Raw genomic sequence first — 15,609 nt, forward strand, 5'->3', positions numbered from 1 at the left:
TCTCCCGCGACCCATGCCCCCTACCGCGCTCAAGTGGCTTGCCAGCATTGTGTTCGGGCTGCTCATCGGCAGCGCGAGCTTCGGCATCACCAACCCGTTGCTGCAGGTCGTCTTCGGGCTGAACCCACCCGCCAGCGAGCCGTACGTCCCCTTGGACCCCATCGCGCTGGAACGCATGCAGATCGCGGGCGCGGTCCTGTATGGCGTGATCGCGGTCGTGGCGGCCGTTGTGCTGGCGCGGATTTCCAACCTGCGGCGGCTGATGGGCTGGGGCTGCGCGGTGCTGGGCGTGATCTTGCTGTTGACCGTGCCGGTCGCCCTGCTGCAGATGGACCCCGCCCTCCACACGGGCGGCGGCGCGGACGCGCGCGATGCCAACACCGCGCTGTTCTTCTTCCTGCTTATCTTCGGGCTGCCTTACCTGGGCGGCGGCCTGCTGCTGACGATCATCGGGGCGGTGCTGGTTCGGAAGAATCGGGACAAGCCGGCGGCCTGAGCGCGGCAGGTCCGGATCGGACTGCCCCCCTCCGCAATTCCCTCACCCCCTTGCCCAGCCGGCGGCGCAGCAAGGTTCGCAGCGTTGCGCCGTCCTCGTAGCCCACCTGCGCGGCGATGGCGTCGATGCTCAGATGGCTGGTGCGCAGCAGATGCACCGCGCGCTCCACCCGCAGATCCTGGAAGTACGACAGCGGCGACTTGCCCAGCACCGCCTCAATGCGGCGTTGCAGGGTGCGCGTGCTGGTGGCCAGCGCATCCGCGGCGGCGTCCAGCGAGAAGCCCTGCGCGAGGCGCTCGCGCGCCCAACGTTCAAAGCGCTCGACCAGCGGGTCGGCGCGCGCCAGGTGGTCGGGGATCATGTACGGCGCCTGCGATGGGCGCGCATCCACCAGCAGGTATCGCACGACCACGGCCGCGAGCGCGGGGCTCGCCTGGCCCAGCAGCCACAATGCAAGGTCCAGGTGCCCCATTGCCGCGCCAGCGGTGGTGAAGTCGCCGGACGGCACCATCATCCGCGCGCTGTCCAGCTGGATTTGCGGATAGCGCTGGCGAAACAGCGGCGCCAGCCACCACGACGTCGTCGCCTCGTGGCCGTCGAGCAAGCCGGACTCCGCCAGCACGAAGGTGCCGATGCAGGCCGCCGCGATCCGGGCGCCGCCAGCGTGCGCGTCGCGCAGCAGGGCCAGCGCATCCTTGACGTCGCGGCGTTCCAGCGCCGGCAGCAACTGCTCCGGCATCTTGGTGGCGATGGCCGGCAGCACCACCCAGTCGGGGTTGCCCATCGCGCTCGCCGGCTTGACCGGCACGCGCATGCCCAGTCCCGTGCGCACCTCGCGCCGCACGCCGATGACGCTGATGTCAAAACGCGGTCCGGCGCCGGGCTGCTGCATTTCGGCCAGCTCGTTGGCGGTGGTAAAGGCGTCCAGGATGGCCGACAGCCCCGTATCGAAGCATCCGTCCAGGGCCAGCACGGAGAGTTTCATGGCGGAAATGACTCCAAAAATGTCACTCGCGACAATAGAGCCCGCGTGAGTTCCTGTCTACATTGGCCTCACGCGCAACATGGCGCGGATCAAACTGGAACCGGCATGGATCAACAAGCACACAGTCTGGACAACCCGATCTGGACAGCACTGACGACCCACCACGCCCATCTGAGCGTAGGCGGGCCGCTTGCCCGCCGCTACTGTCCCGACGTGGCGCCGTTTGCCGCGATGGCGTCCGACGACTCGCCCGACGCCTGGCTGGCACTGGCCCAGCTGCTGTCTGCGGGCGACCAGGTGGCGCTCCTGTCCTGCAGCCCCCTCAAGCCACCTGCCCGGCTACGCGCGCAGCCGGTCGGCAGGATCCATCAGATGGTTGCGACAAAGAGGGATACCTGCCTTGCAGACCACGCCGACATCGTGACGCTTGGCGCGGCCGATGCGGCCGAAATGCTGGAACTGGCCTCTATGACCAAGCCTGGGCCCTTCTGCAAGCGGACGCACGAAATGGGCCGGTATATCGGCATCCGGTCAGAGGGGCGGTTGATCGCGATGGCCGGCGAACGGATGCATCCAGGCGGACACGTTGAGATCAGCGCCGTCTGTGTGGACGCGGCGTGGCGCGGCAAGGGCCTGGCGGGACGCTTGGTGCAGGGACTGGAAGCGCAGATCTGGAAACGCGGTGAATCGCCGTTCCTGCATGTCTTGAGCAGTAACGCCGGCGCGATCGCGTTGTATGAGCGGCTGGGATTTCGCCTACGGCAGCAGTTTCACATGACGCGGGTTGAGCCGGCGGATTGACAGGCGCGCCAGCGCCCCCTGCCGACACACAAATTGTGCAAAAATTGGAGCCGGGTTTTATCTTTTACACAGGGAGCGCTAACCCCATGGCTGATGAACGGCATTCTGCTGTCGGAGGTCGGATCAGCATCTATCGCCGGCCGAACAGCAGATTCTGGCAATGCCAAGGCACCTTCGACGGCAAGAGCCAGCGTGTCAGCACCAAGACTGACGATCTGACCCAGGCGCGGCACTTTGCGGAAAACTGGTATCTGGCCAAGACAGATGCCCCGTCGGTCGCTTTGGGGCAACCCTCGGGACAGAGGAGCGGCCCGCGAGCGGAGCGGCCCACCTATAACCTGCCTCAGCACGACAAGCGCGCGCGATTTCTGGCGGCCGCCATCGATCTTGTCGCATCCGTGGGATTTCGCGAAACACAGGTCAATGCCATTGCCGAGCACGCGGGGATGTCGCCGGCGACGCTGTACCGATACTTCAAGTCGCGCGAAAGCCTGTTGGTGGAGGTTGTCGCCCATGTTTCGCAACACGAAGTGAATGTCGTGGCCGGCGTTGCAATGGGCGACGGTACGCCCGCCGATCTGCTGAAAGAATGCGCTTACACCTTCGGCAGCCGCGCCATCCGCGCCAAACAGCTTGGCTATGCCTTGGTCGCGGAACCCGTCGATTCGGCAATCGAGATCGAGCGGCTCAAGTACCGGAGCAAGCTGATGCGCGTGTTCCAGACCATCATCGAGCGCGGCATCCGCGGCGGCGACTTTGCCGATCAGAACCCGGAAGTCTCGTCGGCGTGCATCGTCGGATCCCTCTTTGAAGCGCTCGTGGGACCGCTTGCTCGAAACAACGACATCGGCGAGCGCCAGCGACTAGACCGCGTCCGGGACATTGCCGAGTTTTGCGTCCGAGGCGTTGCGCGGCGTTGACGCGTGCCGGCGGCCGATGAACTGAGCCAGTCCCGCCTGCATGGCCGGGGTACTGGCATGCGCTTCCAGTGTCCTGATCTCGTTTTCCAGCGCGTCCGCCCTGCCTAGCGTAAAAGACGCGACGAGCAACGACTTCGCCCTTGCAAGCGTGTCCCGATGGGCGACCGACATCTCGCCCGCAAGCGCGATGGCGGCTTGCTTCAAGCGGTTTGCGGGCACGGCGGAATGCAGGATTCCCCAATCCACCGCCTGCGCCGCCGTGATGGATTGGCCGGACAGGATCATCCATTTGGCTCTTTGCATTCCGATGCATCGCGGCAACCGGACACTGCTGCCGCCGCCGGGGAGCAGTTCGCGCAGCGCATGCGCGTCTCCAATCGTGGCGTCGTCGGACGCGATCGCCGCATCGCAACACAGCAGCAATTCCAAGCCACCCGCGCGCACCGCGCCCTGAACCATGGCCACGACAGGCAATACAGACGCCTCGAATCGGCGGCCCACCTCACGAAACCGGTCCAGCAAGGCCCGAACAGCCGTTCGTCCGCCTTCCAGCAGTTCGCCGAGATCCGCGCCCGCACAGAAATTTCGCCCAGCGCCAGAGAATACGATTGCCTTCACATCTGACGCAGACTCTGCCGCGTCCAGCGCCTCGAGCACGTCATCCAGCAGATCGGAACTCACCGCGTTCGCCTTCTCCGGCCGGTTCAGCGTGATCCAGGCTATACCGGCGTCCACGATGCAAATAGGCGTCAGCCGATGCCCGTTCCCATTCAATCCTGCGTTGTCCATCACATCACCTCACTCGTCATCGGCATTTACGTTGCAGCGCCCCATCGCGCCGCACCCACATTTCTTATCGCGCCTGCATAGGGCCCCGTCACGGGGCGAACCGCGTGCCGCCATCCAGCCGATAGCACGTCCCGTTGATGTAGGAATTGGCCAGGATGGTCTGCACCATTGCGGCAAATTCCGCGGGAAGGCCGCTGCGCTTCGGACAAAGAAAGCCCTTTTCCATGGCCTCCATGCCCTTTTGCGGCACATTCATCGTGAGTTCCGTCTCAAAGACCCCCGGCGCGATTGCCATGCAGCGGATGCCGTATTCGGCCAGGTCGCGTGCAATCGGCAGCGTCATGCCGGCGATCGCGGCCTTGCTTGCGCTGTATGCGGCCTGTCCTTTCAGTCCGTCAAACGCGGCGATCGAACTTGTGTTCACGATCACGCCGCGCTCGCCTTGCGCGTCGACGGGGTTATGGATCATTTTTTCGGCCGCGAGGCGCAACACGTTGAAGGATCCCGTCAGGTTGATGGCAACGATGCGGTTCCATAGCTCCAGGTCGTGGGCCACTCCCCGCGAGACCGTCTTGGCAGCCGACGGCACGCCGGCGCAATTGACGACGAAACGCAACTCGCCGAACGCGGCCGCGCCAGCTTGCACCGCTGCCTTCACTTCCTCCGGATTGCATATGTCGGTTTGAAGGGCCAGGTGATTGCCGGGCAGGTCCGATCTGGCGCGCTCCAGCCCCTGTCCATTCATGTCCAGCAGGACCAGCCTGGCGCCCTGCTCCGCCAGCAACTCTGCGGTAGCGCGCCCCAGCCCGGACGCCGCGCCCGTCACGATTCCAGCCGCACCTGCAATGATCATGCCTTGACCTCCGCGCAGTCGCGCAGCTCTCTGCGCAATACGAAACGTTGGGTTTTTCCGGACGGTGTCTTGGGCAGTTCCTCCCGGTAGTGAATGCGACGCGGATAGGCATGCGCCGCGTAATCCTTACGCACTTTCTGTTTGAGCGCCTCGGACAGTTCCTCAGTGGGGGCATAGCCCTGGTTCAAGACGACGACCGCTTCGAGCACTTCGCCTCGGATCTGGTCGGGCACGGCAACGACCGCCACGTCGCGCACTGCGGGATGCGACGCGATGACCGACTCCACGTCGAAGGGCCCGATGCGATAACCCGCCATGATGATCACGTCATCATCACGCGACGAAAAGCGGAAATATCCCTCGGGGTCATACGAAGCAAGATCTCCCGTCAGATACCACCGCCCGCAGGGCGTCAGCCGGTCACCGTTCTTTTCGGGAGAATGGGCATATCCCTCAAACCATGCCAACGGACTGTCAGACAGGCGGGCTGCGAGCAATCCGGGTTGATCCGGGCCCAGTTCTTCATGCGTCGCCGGGTCGATGACGGTCATGTCCCAGCCCGGCAGCGCGCGCCCCATCGACCCCGGCTTGATTGGCATTGAGAGGTCGGGGTGGTGATGATTGTTGAGCAGCATCCCCGCTTCCGTCTGGCCGAAGTGGTCGTGAACCTGCGCGCCCAGACTGGCCGGCGCCCATTGGTTCACGTCCGGGGTGAGCGGTTCTCCCGCGCTGGATGCGCACCGCAAGGCGACATAACCATCAGGGACGCCGTGCGCCTTCAGGCTGCGGTAAACGGTGGGAGCCGCGGTAAAGTTGGTCACGCCTTCGCGCTTGAGCACGGCCAGCGTGCCGTCAGGCGTGAATTTCTCGACATGCATAATGGATTCGACCCCCGTCGACAGCGAAACCAGCACGCCAAAATAGAGGCCATATGCCCAACCGGGGTCAGCGGCATTCCAGAAAATGTCGCTCGGGACGAGGCCAAGACCGAATTCGCCATATGCCTGGAAGCCCGCGACCGCTCGCAGCGGCACGACGACTCCCTTGGGCTTTCCGGTGGTGCCGGACGTGTACACCTCGATCACGGCGCCGTCGCCCGAAGTACGGTGAGCTCGAAATTCGCTGTCTCCGCTCATCTCGATGTCGGCCAATGTGAGGTCGCTTCCGCCCCCGGCGCCCGCGATTGCCAGCGCCAGCCCGGGAAGCGCACCGACCAGCCCATCGAGCTTCGGCCTCTGGGCCTCGTCGCAGACTACGAGCTTCGCACCGCTGCTGGCCAGCCGCATTTCAATGGCTGGCTTCGCAAACGCGGTGAAAAGCGGTACGTACACGGCGCCCAGCCGCCAGATGGCAAGCAGCGTGACGAGGTAATCCTCGCCCTTGGACATCAGCGACGCGATGCGGTCTCCCACGCCGTAGCCCCGGCTTCTCAGGCCTGCGGCCAGTCTTTCGGAGCGCTCACGCAGCCGGCCATAGGTGACGGCGGCGGCCTCCCCATCGCTTGTCACGATGCGATAGGCGACTGTCTGCGGGTCGTGGCGGTCGCACAGCAGGTAACTCGCGCACGCATCGTCTGCCCGGTAGGCGTTGATGAGGTCCGCAAGCCGACTTCTTATCAGCGGGCTGTATTCCCGTGTTTTCATGGTTGTCTCCTTCTCTATGTCTCGTCCTGGGTAAGCCTGCAATCCGGCATTCGGCCGTTGCCTTCACCCTCGGGAGATGTCCGTCCCTTTGGTTTCGCGCGCGAACACCAGGCTCAGCACCGTGCAGGCCACCGCAATGCCCACCGGGTAGTACAAGCCCGCGTAGATGTTTCCCGTGGCCGCCACGATCGCGAAGGCCGTCGCAGGCAGAAATCCGCCGAACCAGGCCGCGCTCAGGTGGTACGGAAAAGACATTGCGGTGTAACGGATGCGCGACGGGAACATTTCCAGCAGCGATGTCGTGGACGGGGCAAATGTGATGGTTCCGAAACTGAGCAGCACCATCAGCAGCACAACGATGACGGGGGCATTGACGTCCTGGGGATTGGCGGTGCCAAGCGGGTAGCCTTTATCGACAAGCGCGGCGCGCAACTCGGCATCGAACCGTTGCTTTTCCTGCGCCGCATTCGAGGCGTCTCCCCGATAAGACACGATCGCCTTGTCACCTACCCGGATTTCGGCAAGGTTCGTGTTCGTGTTTGGCGTGCTCGTATAGTTCAGCCCCAGCGTCGTCATGGCATTGGTTGCAACGTCGCATGACGACGTGAATTTCCTCGTTCCCAGCAAGTTGAACTGGACTGAGCAATCAGCCGGATTTGCCGCGATCACGATAGGCGCGGCCTGCTGGGCGCGTTCCAGCGCGGGGTTGGCAAAATGCGTCAGCCCCTGGAAAACCGGAATCGTCAGCAACGCCGCGAGCACGTAACCGCCGATGTAGACGGGACGTCTGCCGATGCGGTCTGAAAGATTGGCAAAGACAATGTAGAGCGGCGCGGTAAGCAGCGTCGCGACGATCAACATGAAGTTCGCCGTCAGCGTTTCGACCTTGAGCACCTTGGTCAGGAAAAACAGCGAGTAGAACTGGCCCGTATACCAGAGCACCGCCTGCGCTGGCAGGATGCACAGCGCGCCGATCAGGATGAGGCGTACGTTCTTCCAGGTGCCGAAGGTCTCGGCAAGCGGAGACTTCGACGCGCGGCCTTCCGCCTTCATTTTCTTGAACTCGGGAGACTCGTCCAGCTTCAGGCGGATCCACAGCGAGATGAGTAGCAGCAAGATGGAGATGATGAACGGAATGCGCCAGCCCCATGCGGCGAATGTCTCTTGTCCCATGGTGAGCCGAAGCGGGATGATGACGGCCACTGCCAACAGGAAACCGACCGCGGCCGTCAGGATCACCCACGCCGTCCAGGTTGCGCGCTTGTTCGTCGGGGCATGCTCGGCGACGTAGATCATGGCTCCGCCGAATTCCCCGCCCAGCGCCAGGCCCTGGACCATGCGCATCACGACGAAACCGATTGGCGCGATGAGGCCGGCCGACTCGTAGGAGGGCAGCACGCCGATCAAGAACGTGGAGCCGCCCATCAGCACAATGGTGACGAGAAACGTGTACTTGCGCCCCACCAGGTCGCCCAGTCGGCCAAAGACGATGGCGCCGAACGGGCGAAGCATGAAACCCGCCGCAAACCCGAGCAGCGTGAAGATGAATCCCGCCGTCGGATTCACCCCCGAGAAAAACACGCGAGCGATCTCGGCGGCAAGAAGCCCGATCAGAAAGAAATCGTAGAACTCGAACACCGTGCCAAGGGACGCAGCGACGATGACGCGCTTGTCCCTTTTTGACATCGATGAAGAACGTGGTGCAGTTGCGGTAGCTTCCATTTCCCCTCCTCCTGTGTGAAGGCCTTCGTCTGGTAATGCTGAGGTTTCACCCGTACGGCCCAGCGGATCGCAGCGTCGGAACGCCTTCCGCTTTATGTGCAAGAATCATATTTATAATTATCGTATTTGTCCATATATGTGAAAACCCGAATACCGTGTCCCCGTTGGCCGCAGCGACGACGCGACCCTGACGATCGCTGGCCAATGCCGCGCGGCGACATCCGCGGACGCCCGGGTGCCGCGGGCGCTTTCAGATTGAAATGTCTTGGGGTGTTTGGTGGGGAATGACGCCCGGGAGACCCCAGTACAATCGCGGCGCTCTCCCCTATTTCTTTCCTGGCGCGTCCATCCCCATGTCCAACCTCATCGTCCACGGCGGCACGCCCCTGCGCGGCCGCGTCGTCCCCTCGGCCAACAAGAACGCGGTGCTGCCGATCCTGTGCGCCACGCTGTTGACCGATCAGCCGCTGAAACTGCATGGGGTGCCGGACATCACCGATGTGCGCAAGATCCTGGACATCTTCCGCACGCTGGGCAGCGACGTCCGGCTGGACGACGCGACGCGCACGCTGGAACTGCATCACAAGAACACGGTGTTCGACGCGGCCCAGCACCGGCTGCCCGAGGAGATGCGGTCGTCGATCATGCTGGTGCCGCCGCTATTGGCGCGCTTTGGCGTGGCGCGGCTGGAGGACAACGTCAAGGGTTGCACGCTGGGCGTGCGCGAGATCGATCCGCACGTGGACATCTTCCGCTCGTTTGGCGGCGAGGTGGAACGCGCCAGCGGGTCGCTGCTGGTTCGCGCGGGCGGCCCGCTCAAGCCCACGCACCATTGGCTGGACTATGCGTCCGTGACGACGACCGAGAATTTCGTGCTGTGCGCGGCCGCGGCCGAGGGCGAGTCCACGTTGACCAATGCGGCCTCGGAGCCGCACGTGCAGGAATTCTGCCGCTTCATGGCGATGATGGGCGCCGAGATCGACGGCATCGGCACGTCGCGCCTGGCGGTGCGGGGCGGCAAGCAACTAGGCGGCGGCGAATTCACCTTCGAGGAAGACTTCCACGAGATCACGACCTTTCTTGCACTGGGCGCGATCACGGGCGGAGACGTGGTGGTGCGCAACAGCACGCCGGGCAACTTCCCCCTGATCGACCGCACGTTCGCCAAGTTCGGCGTGACGATCGAGCACAAGGACGGGTGGTCGCGCGCGCTGCGCTCGGGGCCGCTGAAGGTGCAGACGCCCTTCACCAGCAACGTGCTGACCAAGGTCGAGGCGGCGCCCTGGCCGTATTTCCCAGTGGACCTGCTGCCGATCTTCATTGCGCTGGGCGTGTGCGCCGAAGGCAATGCGATGTTCTGGAACAAGGTCTACGACGGCGCGCTGGGCTGGACGGGCGAGCTCTCGAAGTTCGGCGCGCATGTGTTCTCGTCGGACCCGCACCGCGTGGTGACCTTCGGCGGCAATCCGCTGACGCCCGCGGTGGTGGAAAGCCCCTACATCATCCGCGTGGCGATCGCGCTCTTCATGGTGGCCAGCAGCATCAAAGGCCGCTCCGAAATCCGCAACGCCACCCCGATCCGCCGCGCCCATCCGCAATTTGTCGAGAACCTGCGCAGCCTCGGCGTGCAGGTCGAATGGGCGAACGACGAGTAGGCAACCTGGCTGGGCAAGGCGGATCGATACGAGGGAACGGGGTACGCGAGCTCCCCCTGGCTTTTTGATTTAGGCCGGGTTCCTGACAATGCACTGAATGTTATTGTCGTGCTTTCGCTGCACGCTGGCGGCCTGCCCCAGCGTGGCTTGAACGCCATCCACAAGGAGCCGCAATGAAGTTGATCCCGTCCCTGCTGCTGGGCGCCGGCGCGCTGGCGCTGACCGCCGCCGTGACCGCCGCAACCGCCGCGCCGGTCACCTATGACCTGGATCCCTCGCACACCTACCCCAGCTTCGAGGCCGACCACTTCGGCGGCCTGTCGACCTGGCGCGGCAAGTTCAACCAATCGAGCGGCGTCGTCGTGCTGGACCGCCAGGCGCGCACGGGCACGTTGGAGGTCACCGTGGATATCGGCTCGGTGGACTTCGGCCATGACGAGATGAACAAGCATGCGGTCGCCCCCGACATCTTCAACGCGGCCAAATACCCCACCGCCACCTTCAAGGGCAAGTTCACCAAATTCGACGGCGACAAGCCCGAAGAAGCCACAGGCGATCTGACGCTGCGCGGCGTCACGCGCCCGGTGAAACTGGAGATCGACGACTTCAAGTGCATCGACCACCCGATGGTCAAGCGCGAGGTCTGCGGCGCCGATGCCTCCACGGAATTCAGCCGCAAGGATTTCGGCCTGGACTTCGGGCTGGACAAGGGCTTCAAGCCCGAAGTGAAGCTGAAGATCCAGGTCGAGGCGGTGCGCCGGAACTGATCGGCGCGCGCCGCCGCGCCGGCGCTATTCGACCGCGCCCTGCCTCTGGCGCGCCTGCGCCAGAAAGTCCAGCGCCGCCCGGTACGACCCCTCATTGCCCGCCGCATTCGCCGACGGCGTGCCGCCCGCATCCAGCAGCAGGCCCGACATGGCGTGCGGTTTGTTGATCAGCGTGGCGGGCAGGCACGGATAGTGGACGTGGTGGCCGGCCCCTGCACACACGTAGTGGAACGTCGGCAGCCCGTGCGCCTGGCGCTGGCGCACCACCATTTCCGAATAGGCGGTGCTGGGCCAGAAGCCGTCATCCGACGCGCTGACCAGCATGACCGGACCGGGATAGTTTTCGACCGGGATGCGCGCCCGCTCGAATGCCGAGGCATCGCGCGTGGCGCTCAGGAACGCCAGGGTCTGCCGATACGGCGGCTCGGACGCATACGCGGCGTTCCAGTCTGCCGTGGCGTTGTCCTGCCACAGGTGCGGAAGCGGTTCGCCATGGCGGGTCCAGACCTGGGCGTCGCGCCCCGTTCCGGGCGAACCGGCGCTGACCACGCCATGCATGACGGGCGACGGCACATAGGCGACGACGGCGCTCACCAGGTCGGGAAAATGCGAGGCGACAAGCAGGGAGGTCTCGCCGCCCCGGCTGATCCCCGACACCGCCACGAAGCCATCGCGCGGCTGCAGGGATTTGCGGATCCATTTCAGCGCCGACTCGAAGTATTCAAGCGGCATGTCGTTCAGGTATTTCGGCCGCCCTTCGTAGTTGAAGATCGCCAGCGCCAGGCACTGGTAACCGCGGGCGGCAAAGAGCGCGGCGCGCGGCGCATTGACGCCGCCCGACGAACCGTTCATGTAGATGACGGCCGGATGCGGGCCGGGACCGACCGGGACGTAGAGCTCGCCGGACAGCATCATGCCGTCCACCTCTTCACGCACGGACCGGTGGGTGACGCCGGCCGCCAGAAACTCCTGGATCAACGTGGCGTCGGCCGACAATGCCCCGTTCGTCGCGTGCAGGTGCACGGTGAGCGCGTCGGTGCTGTCGGGCGGAAACACCACCTGGTCCATGTCCTGGCACACCATCGACCAGACGATGCCCATCGCGGCGGGCTCGGCATAAGAGCCCGACACCGGGCAGTCGCGGCGCAGGTCCAGGCGGCCGTCGTGCCCGGCCACGAAGACGGCCTCCGAGCGCCACGACGCGCCGCACATGCGCATGCTGGCCGTGACGGTAATGAAGGCGTAGGCGGGAAAACCTTCGATGCGGATGTCGCGCTCGACGTCGATCAGCGCGCGTTCGGGTGTTACGGTGATGCGGGGCTGGGTCACAGTCGTCTCCTTGGCCGCCGCGGCCTCAAGCCTTCAGGTCCGTCTTGGGCACGTTGTTGGCCTTGATGACCTGGGCCCACATGGCCGATTCGTCGGCGATGACCTTGTCAAGGTCCGCCGACGAGGTGAACTCGACGGCCACGCCCTGCTCCGCGAACTGCTGCACCAGGCTGGGGTCGCGCGTGCCCTCGCGCACGGCGTGCTCCAGCGTCCTGGCCACGTCGGCGGGCATCGCCGCCGGACCCGAGATCATCATGCGGGTGTAAAGCTCGAAGTCGTCGACGCCCGCTTCTTTCATGGTGGGCACGTCAGGCAGGCTGGACAGCCGCTTGTCCGAGGTGACGGCCAGCACCTTGACCTTGCCCGCCTTGATGTGGGGCAGCGCCGACGTGGGGAAGTCGAACGTGCTTTGCACGGTGCCCGCCATCAGGTCCAGCAGCGCGGGACCGCTGCCCTTGTAGGGCACGTCCTGGAACTGCGTGCCGGTCTTGGACTGGAAGTGCAGCAGCGCCAGATGGTTGATCACGCCGCGGCCGGCATGCGCGCAGGTGATGTCGTTGGGCTTTTTGCGGGCCAGCGCGACGAATTCCTGCACGCTGTTCACGCCCAGTTCGGGATGCACGATCAGCAGCATGGGGGATTTGCCCATCGATCCGAGCTGCTTGAAGTCCGAGGGCTGGTACGGCAGGTTGTTGTAGAGCAAGGGGTTGAGGATCATGCCGTTGGTGCCGGCAAAGCCGAGGGTGTAGCCGTCCGGTTCGGCCCGCGCGACGGCCACGGTGGCGATGATGGCCTGCCCGCCCGGCCGGTTCTCGACGACGACGTTCTGCTTGAGCGTCTTGCCCATGCGCTCGGCCAGCGCGCGGGCGGCGATGTCGGTCAGGCCGCCGGGCGCAAAGCCCACCAGCAGCCGCACCGGGCGCGTGGGAAAGGCGTTCTGCTGGGCCCAGGCGGGGCGGGAAATCAGCGGCAAGGCGGCGAGCGCGCCCAGGGCGCGGCGGCGGGACATACGCATTCGATTCTCCGAACAAGGCAACGGGCACACAGGCCACCTGACACCTGACGGGCGGATGCCGTCACGGTGACGGTATTCTGTATGCGATACAACGCGGGTGCCATTTAGGGATATCCCCAAATGAAAATGCCGGCATCGCTGCCGGCATTCCCTGTGGTGCGCACCTGACGTGCACACCCGTCTTCCGCTCCTATCGGGCATGCCTGTGCTGCATGCCCGCGGATCGCCCGCTATTTGAAGCCGGCTCCCGGATCGTCGTTGCCATAGGTGCTGGTCCCGTAAGACGTGTCCACCTCGATTTTCACCTTGGTCGCATCGACCTTGACCTCATCGCTCTTGTAGTGCATGACCAGTCCGGGGAACGCCATCACCGCGACGACCATCGCCAGCTGGATGACGATGAACGGAATGGACCCGCGATAGATCTGCCCCGTCGTCACGGGTTCGATCATCCTGCCCGTGACCTTGTCCTTGTACCGGTCCTTGGGCGCGACGGACCGCAGATAGAACAGCGCAAAGCCAAAGGGCGGATGCATGAACGAGGTTTGCATGTTCACCGCGAGCAGGACGCCGAACCAGATCAGGTCGATGCCCAGCTTGTCGGCGACGGGCCCCAGCAGGGGCACGATGATGAAGGCCAGTTCGAAGAAGTCCAGGAAGAACGCCAGCACGAACGTCAGCACGCTGACGGCGATGAGAAAGCCCAGCTCGCCGCCCGGCAGGCTGACCAGCAGGTGCTCGACCCACAGATCGCCGTTGACGCCGCGGAAGGTCAGGCCGAAGACCGTGGAGCCCACCAGGATGAACACCACGAAGGTCGACAGCTTGGTCGTGGTGTCCATCGCCTGCTTGAGCAGGTTAAGGGTCAGGCGGCCACGGACCAGGGCCATGATGATGGCGCCCACCGCGCCCATCGCGCCCCCTTCGGTGGGCGTCGCCACCCCGATGAAGATCGTGCCCAGCACCAGGAAGATCAGGAACAGCGGCGGGATCATCACGAAGGTCACGCGCTCGGCCAGGGCCGAGAGCATGCCGATCTTGAACACCTTGTTGACGCCGGCGATGATGAAGGCGGTCAGGCCCCAGATCAGGAGCGACAGCACGATCTGCTCGTCCACGGGCGCCGTGTCGGTTTCGATGTACTGGCCGACGAAGTACGCCGACAGCGCCGAAATCACCATCAGCACCAGCAGGGACCGGCCGCCGCGCGTGCCGTTGTCTTCACGGAACGAGCGCGCCTCCTCGGGAAGCGCCGGCGCCGAGCCCGGCCGGATGTACGACATGATGACGACGAACAGCACATACGTGCCCGCCAGCATGAAACCCGGCACGATGGCGCCGCGGTACATGTCGCCGATGGAACGGCCCAACTGGTCGGCCAGGATGATCAGCACCAGCGACGGCGGAATGATCTGGGACAGCGTGCCGGAGGCGGCGATGATGCCGCTTGCCAGCCTGCGGTCGTAGCCGTAGCGCAGCATGATGGGCAGGGAGATCAGGCCCATCGAGATCACCGACGCCGACACGACGCCCGTGGTGGCCGCCAGCATCGCGCCCACGAAGACCACGGCGATCGCCAGCCCTCCCCGCACGGTGCCGAACAACTGGCCGATGGTCTCCAGCAGGTCCTCGGCCATGCCTGACCGTTCCAGCACCAGCCCCATGAGGGTAAAGAATGGCACGGCCAGCAAGGTGTCGTTGGCGATGATGCCGAAAATGCGTTGCGGCAATGCCTGGAACAAGGCGACGTTCAGCAGGCCGAGTTCGATGCCCACCAGCGCAAAGAGAATGCCATTGGCCGCCAGCGCGAACGCCACCGGAAAGCCCAGCAGCAGGAACGCCACAAGCGTGGCGAACATGATGGGGGCCATGTTTGCAGTCAGAAATTCCATAGTCAGCGTCCGTCCTGTCCGTTCTTGTCGCGGCTGCCGCCGGGCCCTTCCGCGCGGTGCGCGCCCAGGGCGCGTTCTTCACGCTGGCGCGCTTCTTCCGCGATCTCCAGGGCCAGGGCCTCCTCGGCCGACATCTCGGTGGGACGGGCGCCGGGGTCCGGGCACTTGCCCATCAGGAAACCGATGCACTTGATCAGGTGCGACAGCCCCGCCAGCACCAGCAGGCCGAAGCCAACCGGGATCAGCAGCTTCACCGGCCAGCGCACCAGCCCGCCGGTGTTCGACGACTGCTCGTTGGTCAGGAAGGAGTCCATGAACACCGGCCAGGACAGATACGTGATCAGCAGGCAGGCCGGCATGAGAAAGAAGATGACGCCGAAGATGTCGATGTAGATCTGCTTGCGGCGCGACAGCCGCGAAGACAGCACATCCACGCGCACGTGTTCGTTGCGCAGGAGCGTGTAGCCGGCGGCGAGCAGGAAGATCGCGCCGAACAGATACCACTGCAATTCGAGCCAGGCGTTCGAACTGGTCTGGAATGTCTTGCGGATGATGGCATTGCCTGCGCTGACCACGACGACGACCAGCGTCAGCCACGTCACGCACCGGCCGACCACCGTGTTGATCGCATCGATCAACCGGGATAGGGCTAGAAGGGCATTCATGTTGGATTCCGGGACCGCGCGGCGCATGGCGCGCGGTCAATATGCAACTCGGGAGAGGAGAGAACCGACAAGCGCGC

At 64.6% G+C, this 15,609-nt stretch carries 14 protein-coding genes; 5 read left to right on the forward strand and 9 right to left on the reverse strand.

Annotated elements, in window-relative coordinates; genetic code table 11:
- Window positions 1-13 precede the first annotated feature (13 nt).
- Complete coding sequence (locus tag BMW75_RS08585; RefSeq protein WP_092578545.1) at window positions 14-496, forward strand: hypothetical protein; 483 nt, start codon at window positions 14-16, stop codon at window positions 494-496.
- On the opposite strand, the gene BMW75_RS08590 is transcribed toward BMW75_RS08585, so the two are convergent.
- Window positions 447-1,481, reverse strand: coding sequence for a GlxA family transcriptional regulator (locus tag BMW75_RS08590; RefSeq protein ID WP_254791964.1), 1,035 nt, complete (start codon window positions 1,479-1,481; stop codon window positions 447-449). The genes BMW75_RS08585 and BMW75_RS08590 overlap by 50 nt on opposite strands.
- Window positions 1,482-1,586: 105 nt before the next feature.
- Between BMW75_RS08590 and BMW75_RS08595 the strand changes: the two genes are divergently transcribed.
- Both BMW75_RS08595 and BMW75_RS08600 read left to right on the forward strand, forming a co-directional pair.
- Complete coding sequence (locus BMW75_RS08595; RefSeq protein WP_092578547.1) at window positions 1,587-2,282, forward strand: GNAT family N-acetyltransferase; 696 nt, start codon at window positions 1,587-1,589, stop codon at window positions 2,280-2,282.
- Window positions 2,283-2,368: 86 nt separating this feature from the next.
- Window positions 2,369-3,202, forward strand: a complete 834-nt coding sequence (locus tag BMW75_RS08600) for a TetR/AcrR family transcriptional regulator (protein WP_092578549.1) — start codon at window positions 2,369-2,371, stop codon at window positions 3,200-3,202.
- Here the strand turns inward: BMW75_RS08600 and BMW75_RS08605 are convergent.
- From BMW75_RS08605 to BMW75_RS08620, 4 genes are all read right to left on the reverse strand, one after another.
- Window positions 3,146-3,991: an enoyl-CoA hydratase/isomerase family protein gene (locus BMW75_RS08605; RefSeq protein ID WP_092578551.1), complete on the reverse strand. Its 846-nt coding sequence runs from the start codon at window positions 3,989-3,991 to the stop codon at window positions 3,146-3,148. The genes BMW75_RS08600 and BMW75_RS08605 overlap by 57 nt on opposite strands.
- 88 nt (window positions 3,992-4,079) lie before the next feature.
- Entirely contained in the window at window positions 4,080-4,817 is a 738-nt protein-coding gene (locus tag BMW75_RS08610; RefSeq protein ID WP_254791965.1) for an SDR family NAD(P)-dependent oxidoreductase, read from the reverse strand.
- Between the two features lie 23 nt (window positions 4,818-4,840).
- On the reverse strand, window positions 4,841-6,487 hold the full coding sequence (locus tag BMW75_RS08615) for an AMP-binding protein (RefSeq protein WP_092578555.1): 1,647 nt from the start codon (window positions 6,485-6,487) through the stop codon (window positions 4,841-4,843).
- A gap of 63 nt (window positions 6,488-6,550) precedes the next feature.
- Window positions 6,551-8,209 (reverse strand): MFS transporter, encoded by a 1,659-nt coding sequence (locus BMW75_RS08620; protein ID WP_092578556.1) that lies wholly within the window; start codon window positions 8,207-8,209, stop codon window positions 6,551-6,553.
- Window positions 8,210-8,562: 353 nt separating this feature from the next.
- Between BMW75_RS08620 and BMW75_RS08625 the strand changes: the two genes are divergently transcribed.
- Complete coding sequence (locus BMW75_RS08625) at window positions 8,563-9,864, forward strand: UDP-N-acetylglucosamine 1-carboxyvinyltransferase (protein WP_092578558.1); 1,302 nt, start codon at window positions 8,563-8,565, stop codon at window positions 9,862-9,864.
- A 173-nt stretch (window positions 9,865-10,037) separates the two neighbouring features.
- Window positions 10,038-10,631, forward strand: coding sequence for a YceI family protein (locus BMW75_RS08630; protein ID WP_092578560.1), 594 nt, complete (start codon window positions 10,038-10,040; stop codon window positions 10,629-10,631).
- 24 nt (window positions 10,632-10,655) lie between these two features.
- Here BMW75_RS08630 and BMW75_RS08635 read toward each other — a convergent pair whose 3' ends face one another.
- From BMW75_RS08635 to BMW75_RS08650, 4 genes are all read right to left on the reverse strand, one after another.
- Window positions 10,656-11,960, reverse strand: coding sequence for an acyl-CoA thioesterase/bile acid-CoA:amino acid N-acyltransferase family protein (locus tag BMW75_RS08635; RefSeq protein ID WP_092578562.1), 1,305 nt, complete (start codon window positions 11,958-11,960; stop codon window positions 10,656-10,658).
- 25 nt (window positions 11,961-11,985) lie between these two features.
- The gene (locus tag BMW75_RS08640; protein WP_076520475.1) at window positions 11,986-12,975 is read right to left on the reverse strand and encodes a Bug family tripartite tricarboxylate transporter substrate binding protein; all 990 of its coding nucleotides are present in this window, start codon (window positions 12,973-12,975) and stop codon (window positions 11,986-11,988) included.
- A gap of 230 nt (window positions 12,976-13,205) precedes the next feature.
- Complete coding sequence (locus BMW75_RS08645; RefSeq protein WP_092578564.1) at window positions 13,206-14,867, reverse strand: TRAP transporter large permease; 1,662 nt, start codon at window positions 14,865-14,867, stop codon at window positions 13,206-13,208.
- A gap of 2 nt (window positions 14,868-14,869) precedes the next feature.
- Window positions 14,870-15,532: a TRAP transporter small permease subunit gene (locus BMW75_RS08650; RefSeq protein WP_076522063.1), complete on the reverse strand. Its 663-nt coding sequence runs from the start codon at window positions 15,530-15,532 to the stop codon at window positions 14,870-14,872.
- Between the last annotated feature and the right edge of the window lie 77 nt (window positions 15,533-15,609).

It is taken from the genome of Achromobacter sp. NFACC18-2, from assembly GCF_900108985.1.
In the GTDB taxonomy this organism is placed as follows: domain Bacteria; phylum Pseudomonadota; class Gammaproteobacteria; order Burkholderiales; family Burkholderiaceae_B; genus Achromobacter.

Coding starts and splice junctions, on each gene's coding strand:
- BMW75_RS08585 (WP_092578545.1), top strand. CDS start 14: ATGCCCCCTACCGCGCTCAAGTGGCTTGCCAGCATTGTGTTCGGGCTG.
- BMW75_RS08590 (WP_254791964.1), bottom strand. CDS start 1,481: ATGAAACTCTCCGTGCTGGCCCTGGACGGATGCTTCGATACGGGGCTG.
- BMW75_RS08595 (WP_092578547.1), top strand. CDS start 1,587: ATGGATCAACAAGCACACAGTCTGGACAACCCGATCTGGACAGCACTG.
- BMW75_RS08600 (WP_092578549.1), top strand. CDS start 2,369: ATGGCTGATGAACGGCATTCTGCTGTCGGAGGTCGGATCAGCATCTAT.
- BMW75_RS08605 (WP_092578551.1), bottom strand. CDS start 3,991: ATGGACAACGCAGGATTGAATGGGAACGGGCATCGGCTGACGCCTATT.
- BMW75_RS08615 (WP_092578555.1), bottom strand. CDS start 6,487: ATGAAAACACGGGAATACAGCCCGCTGATAAGAAGTCGGCTTGCGGAC.
- BMW75_RS08620 (WP_092578556.1), bottom strand. CDS start 8,209: ATGGAAGCTACCGCAACTGCACCACGTTCTTCATCGATGTCAAAAAGG.
- BMW75_RS08625 (WP_092578558.1), top strand. CDS start 8,563: ATGTCCAACCTCATCGTCCACGGCGGCACGCCCCTGCGCGGCCGCGTC.
- BMW75_RS08630 (WP_092578560.1), top strand. CDS start 10,038: ATGAAGTTGATCCCGTCCCTGCTGCTGGGCGCCGGCGCGCTGGCGCTG.
- BMW75_RS08640 (WP_076520475.1), bottom strand. CDS start 12,975: ATGCGTATGTCCCGCCGCCGCGCCCTGGGCGCGCTCGCCGCCTTGCCG.
- BMW75_RS08645 (WP_092578564.1), bottom strand. CDS start 14,867: ATGGAATTTCTGACTGCAAACATGGCCCCCATCATGTTCGCCACGCTT.
- BMW75_RS08650 (WP_076522063.1), bottom strand. CDS start 15,532: ATGAATGCCCTTCTAGCCCTATCCCGGTTGATCGATGCGATCAACACG.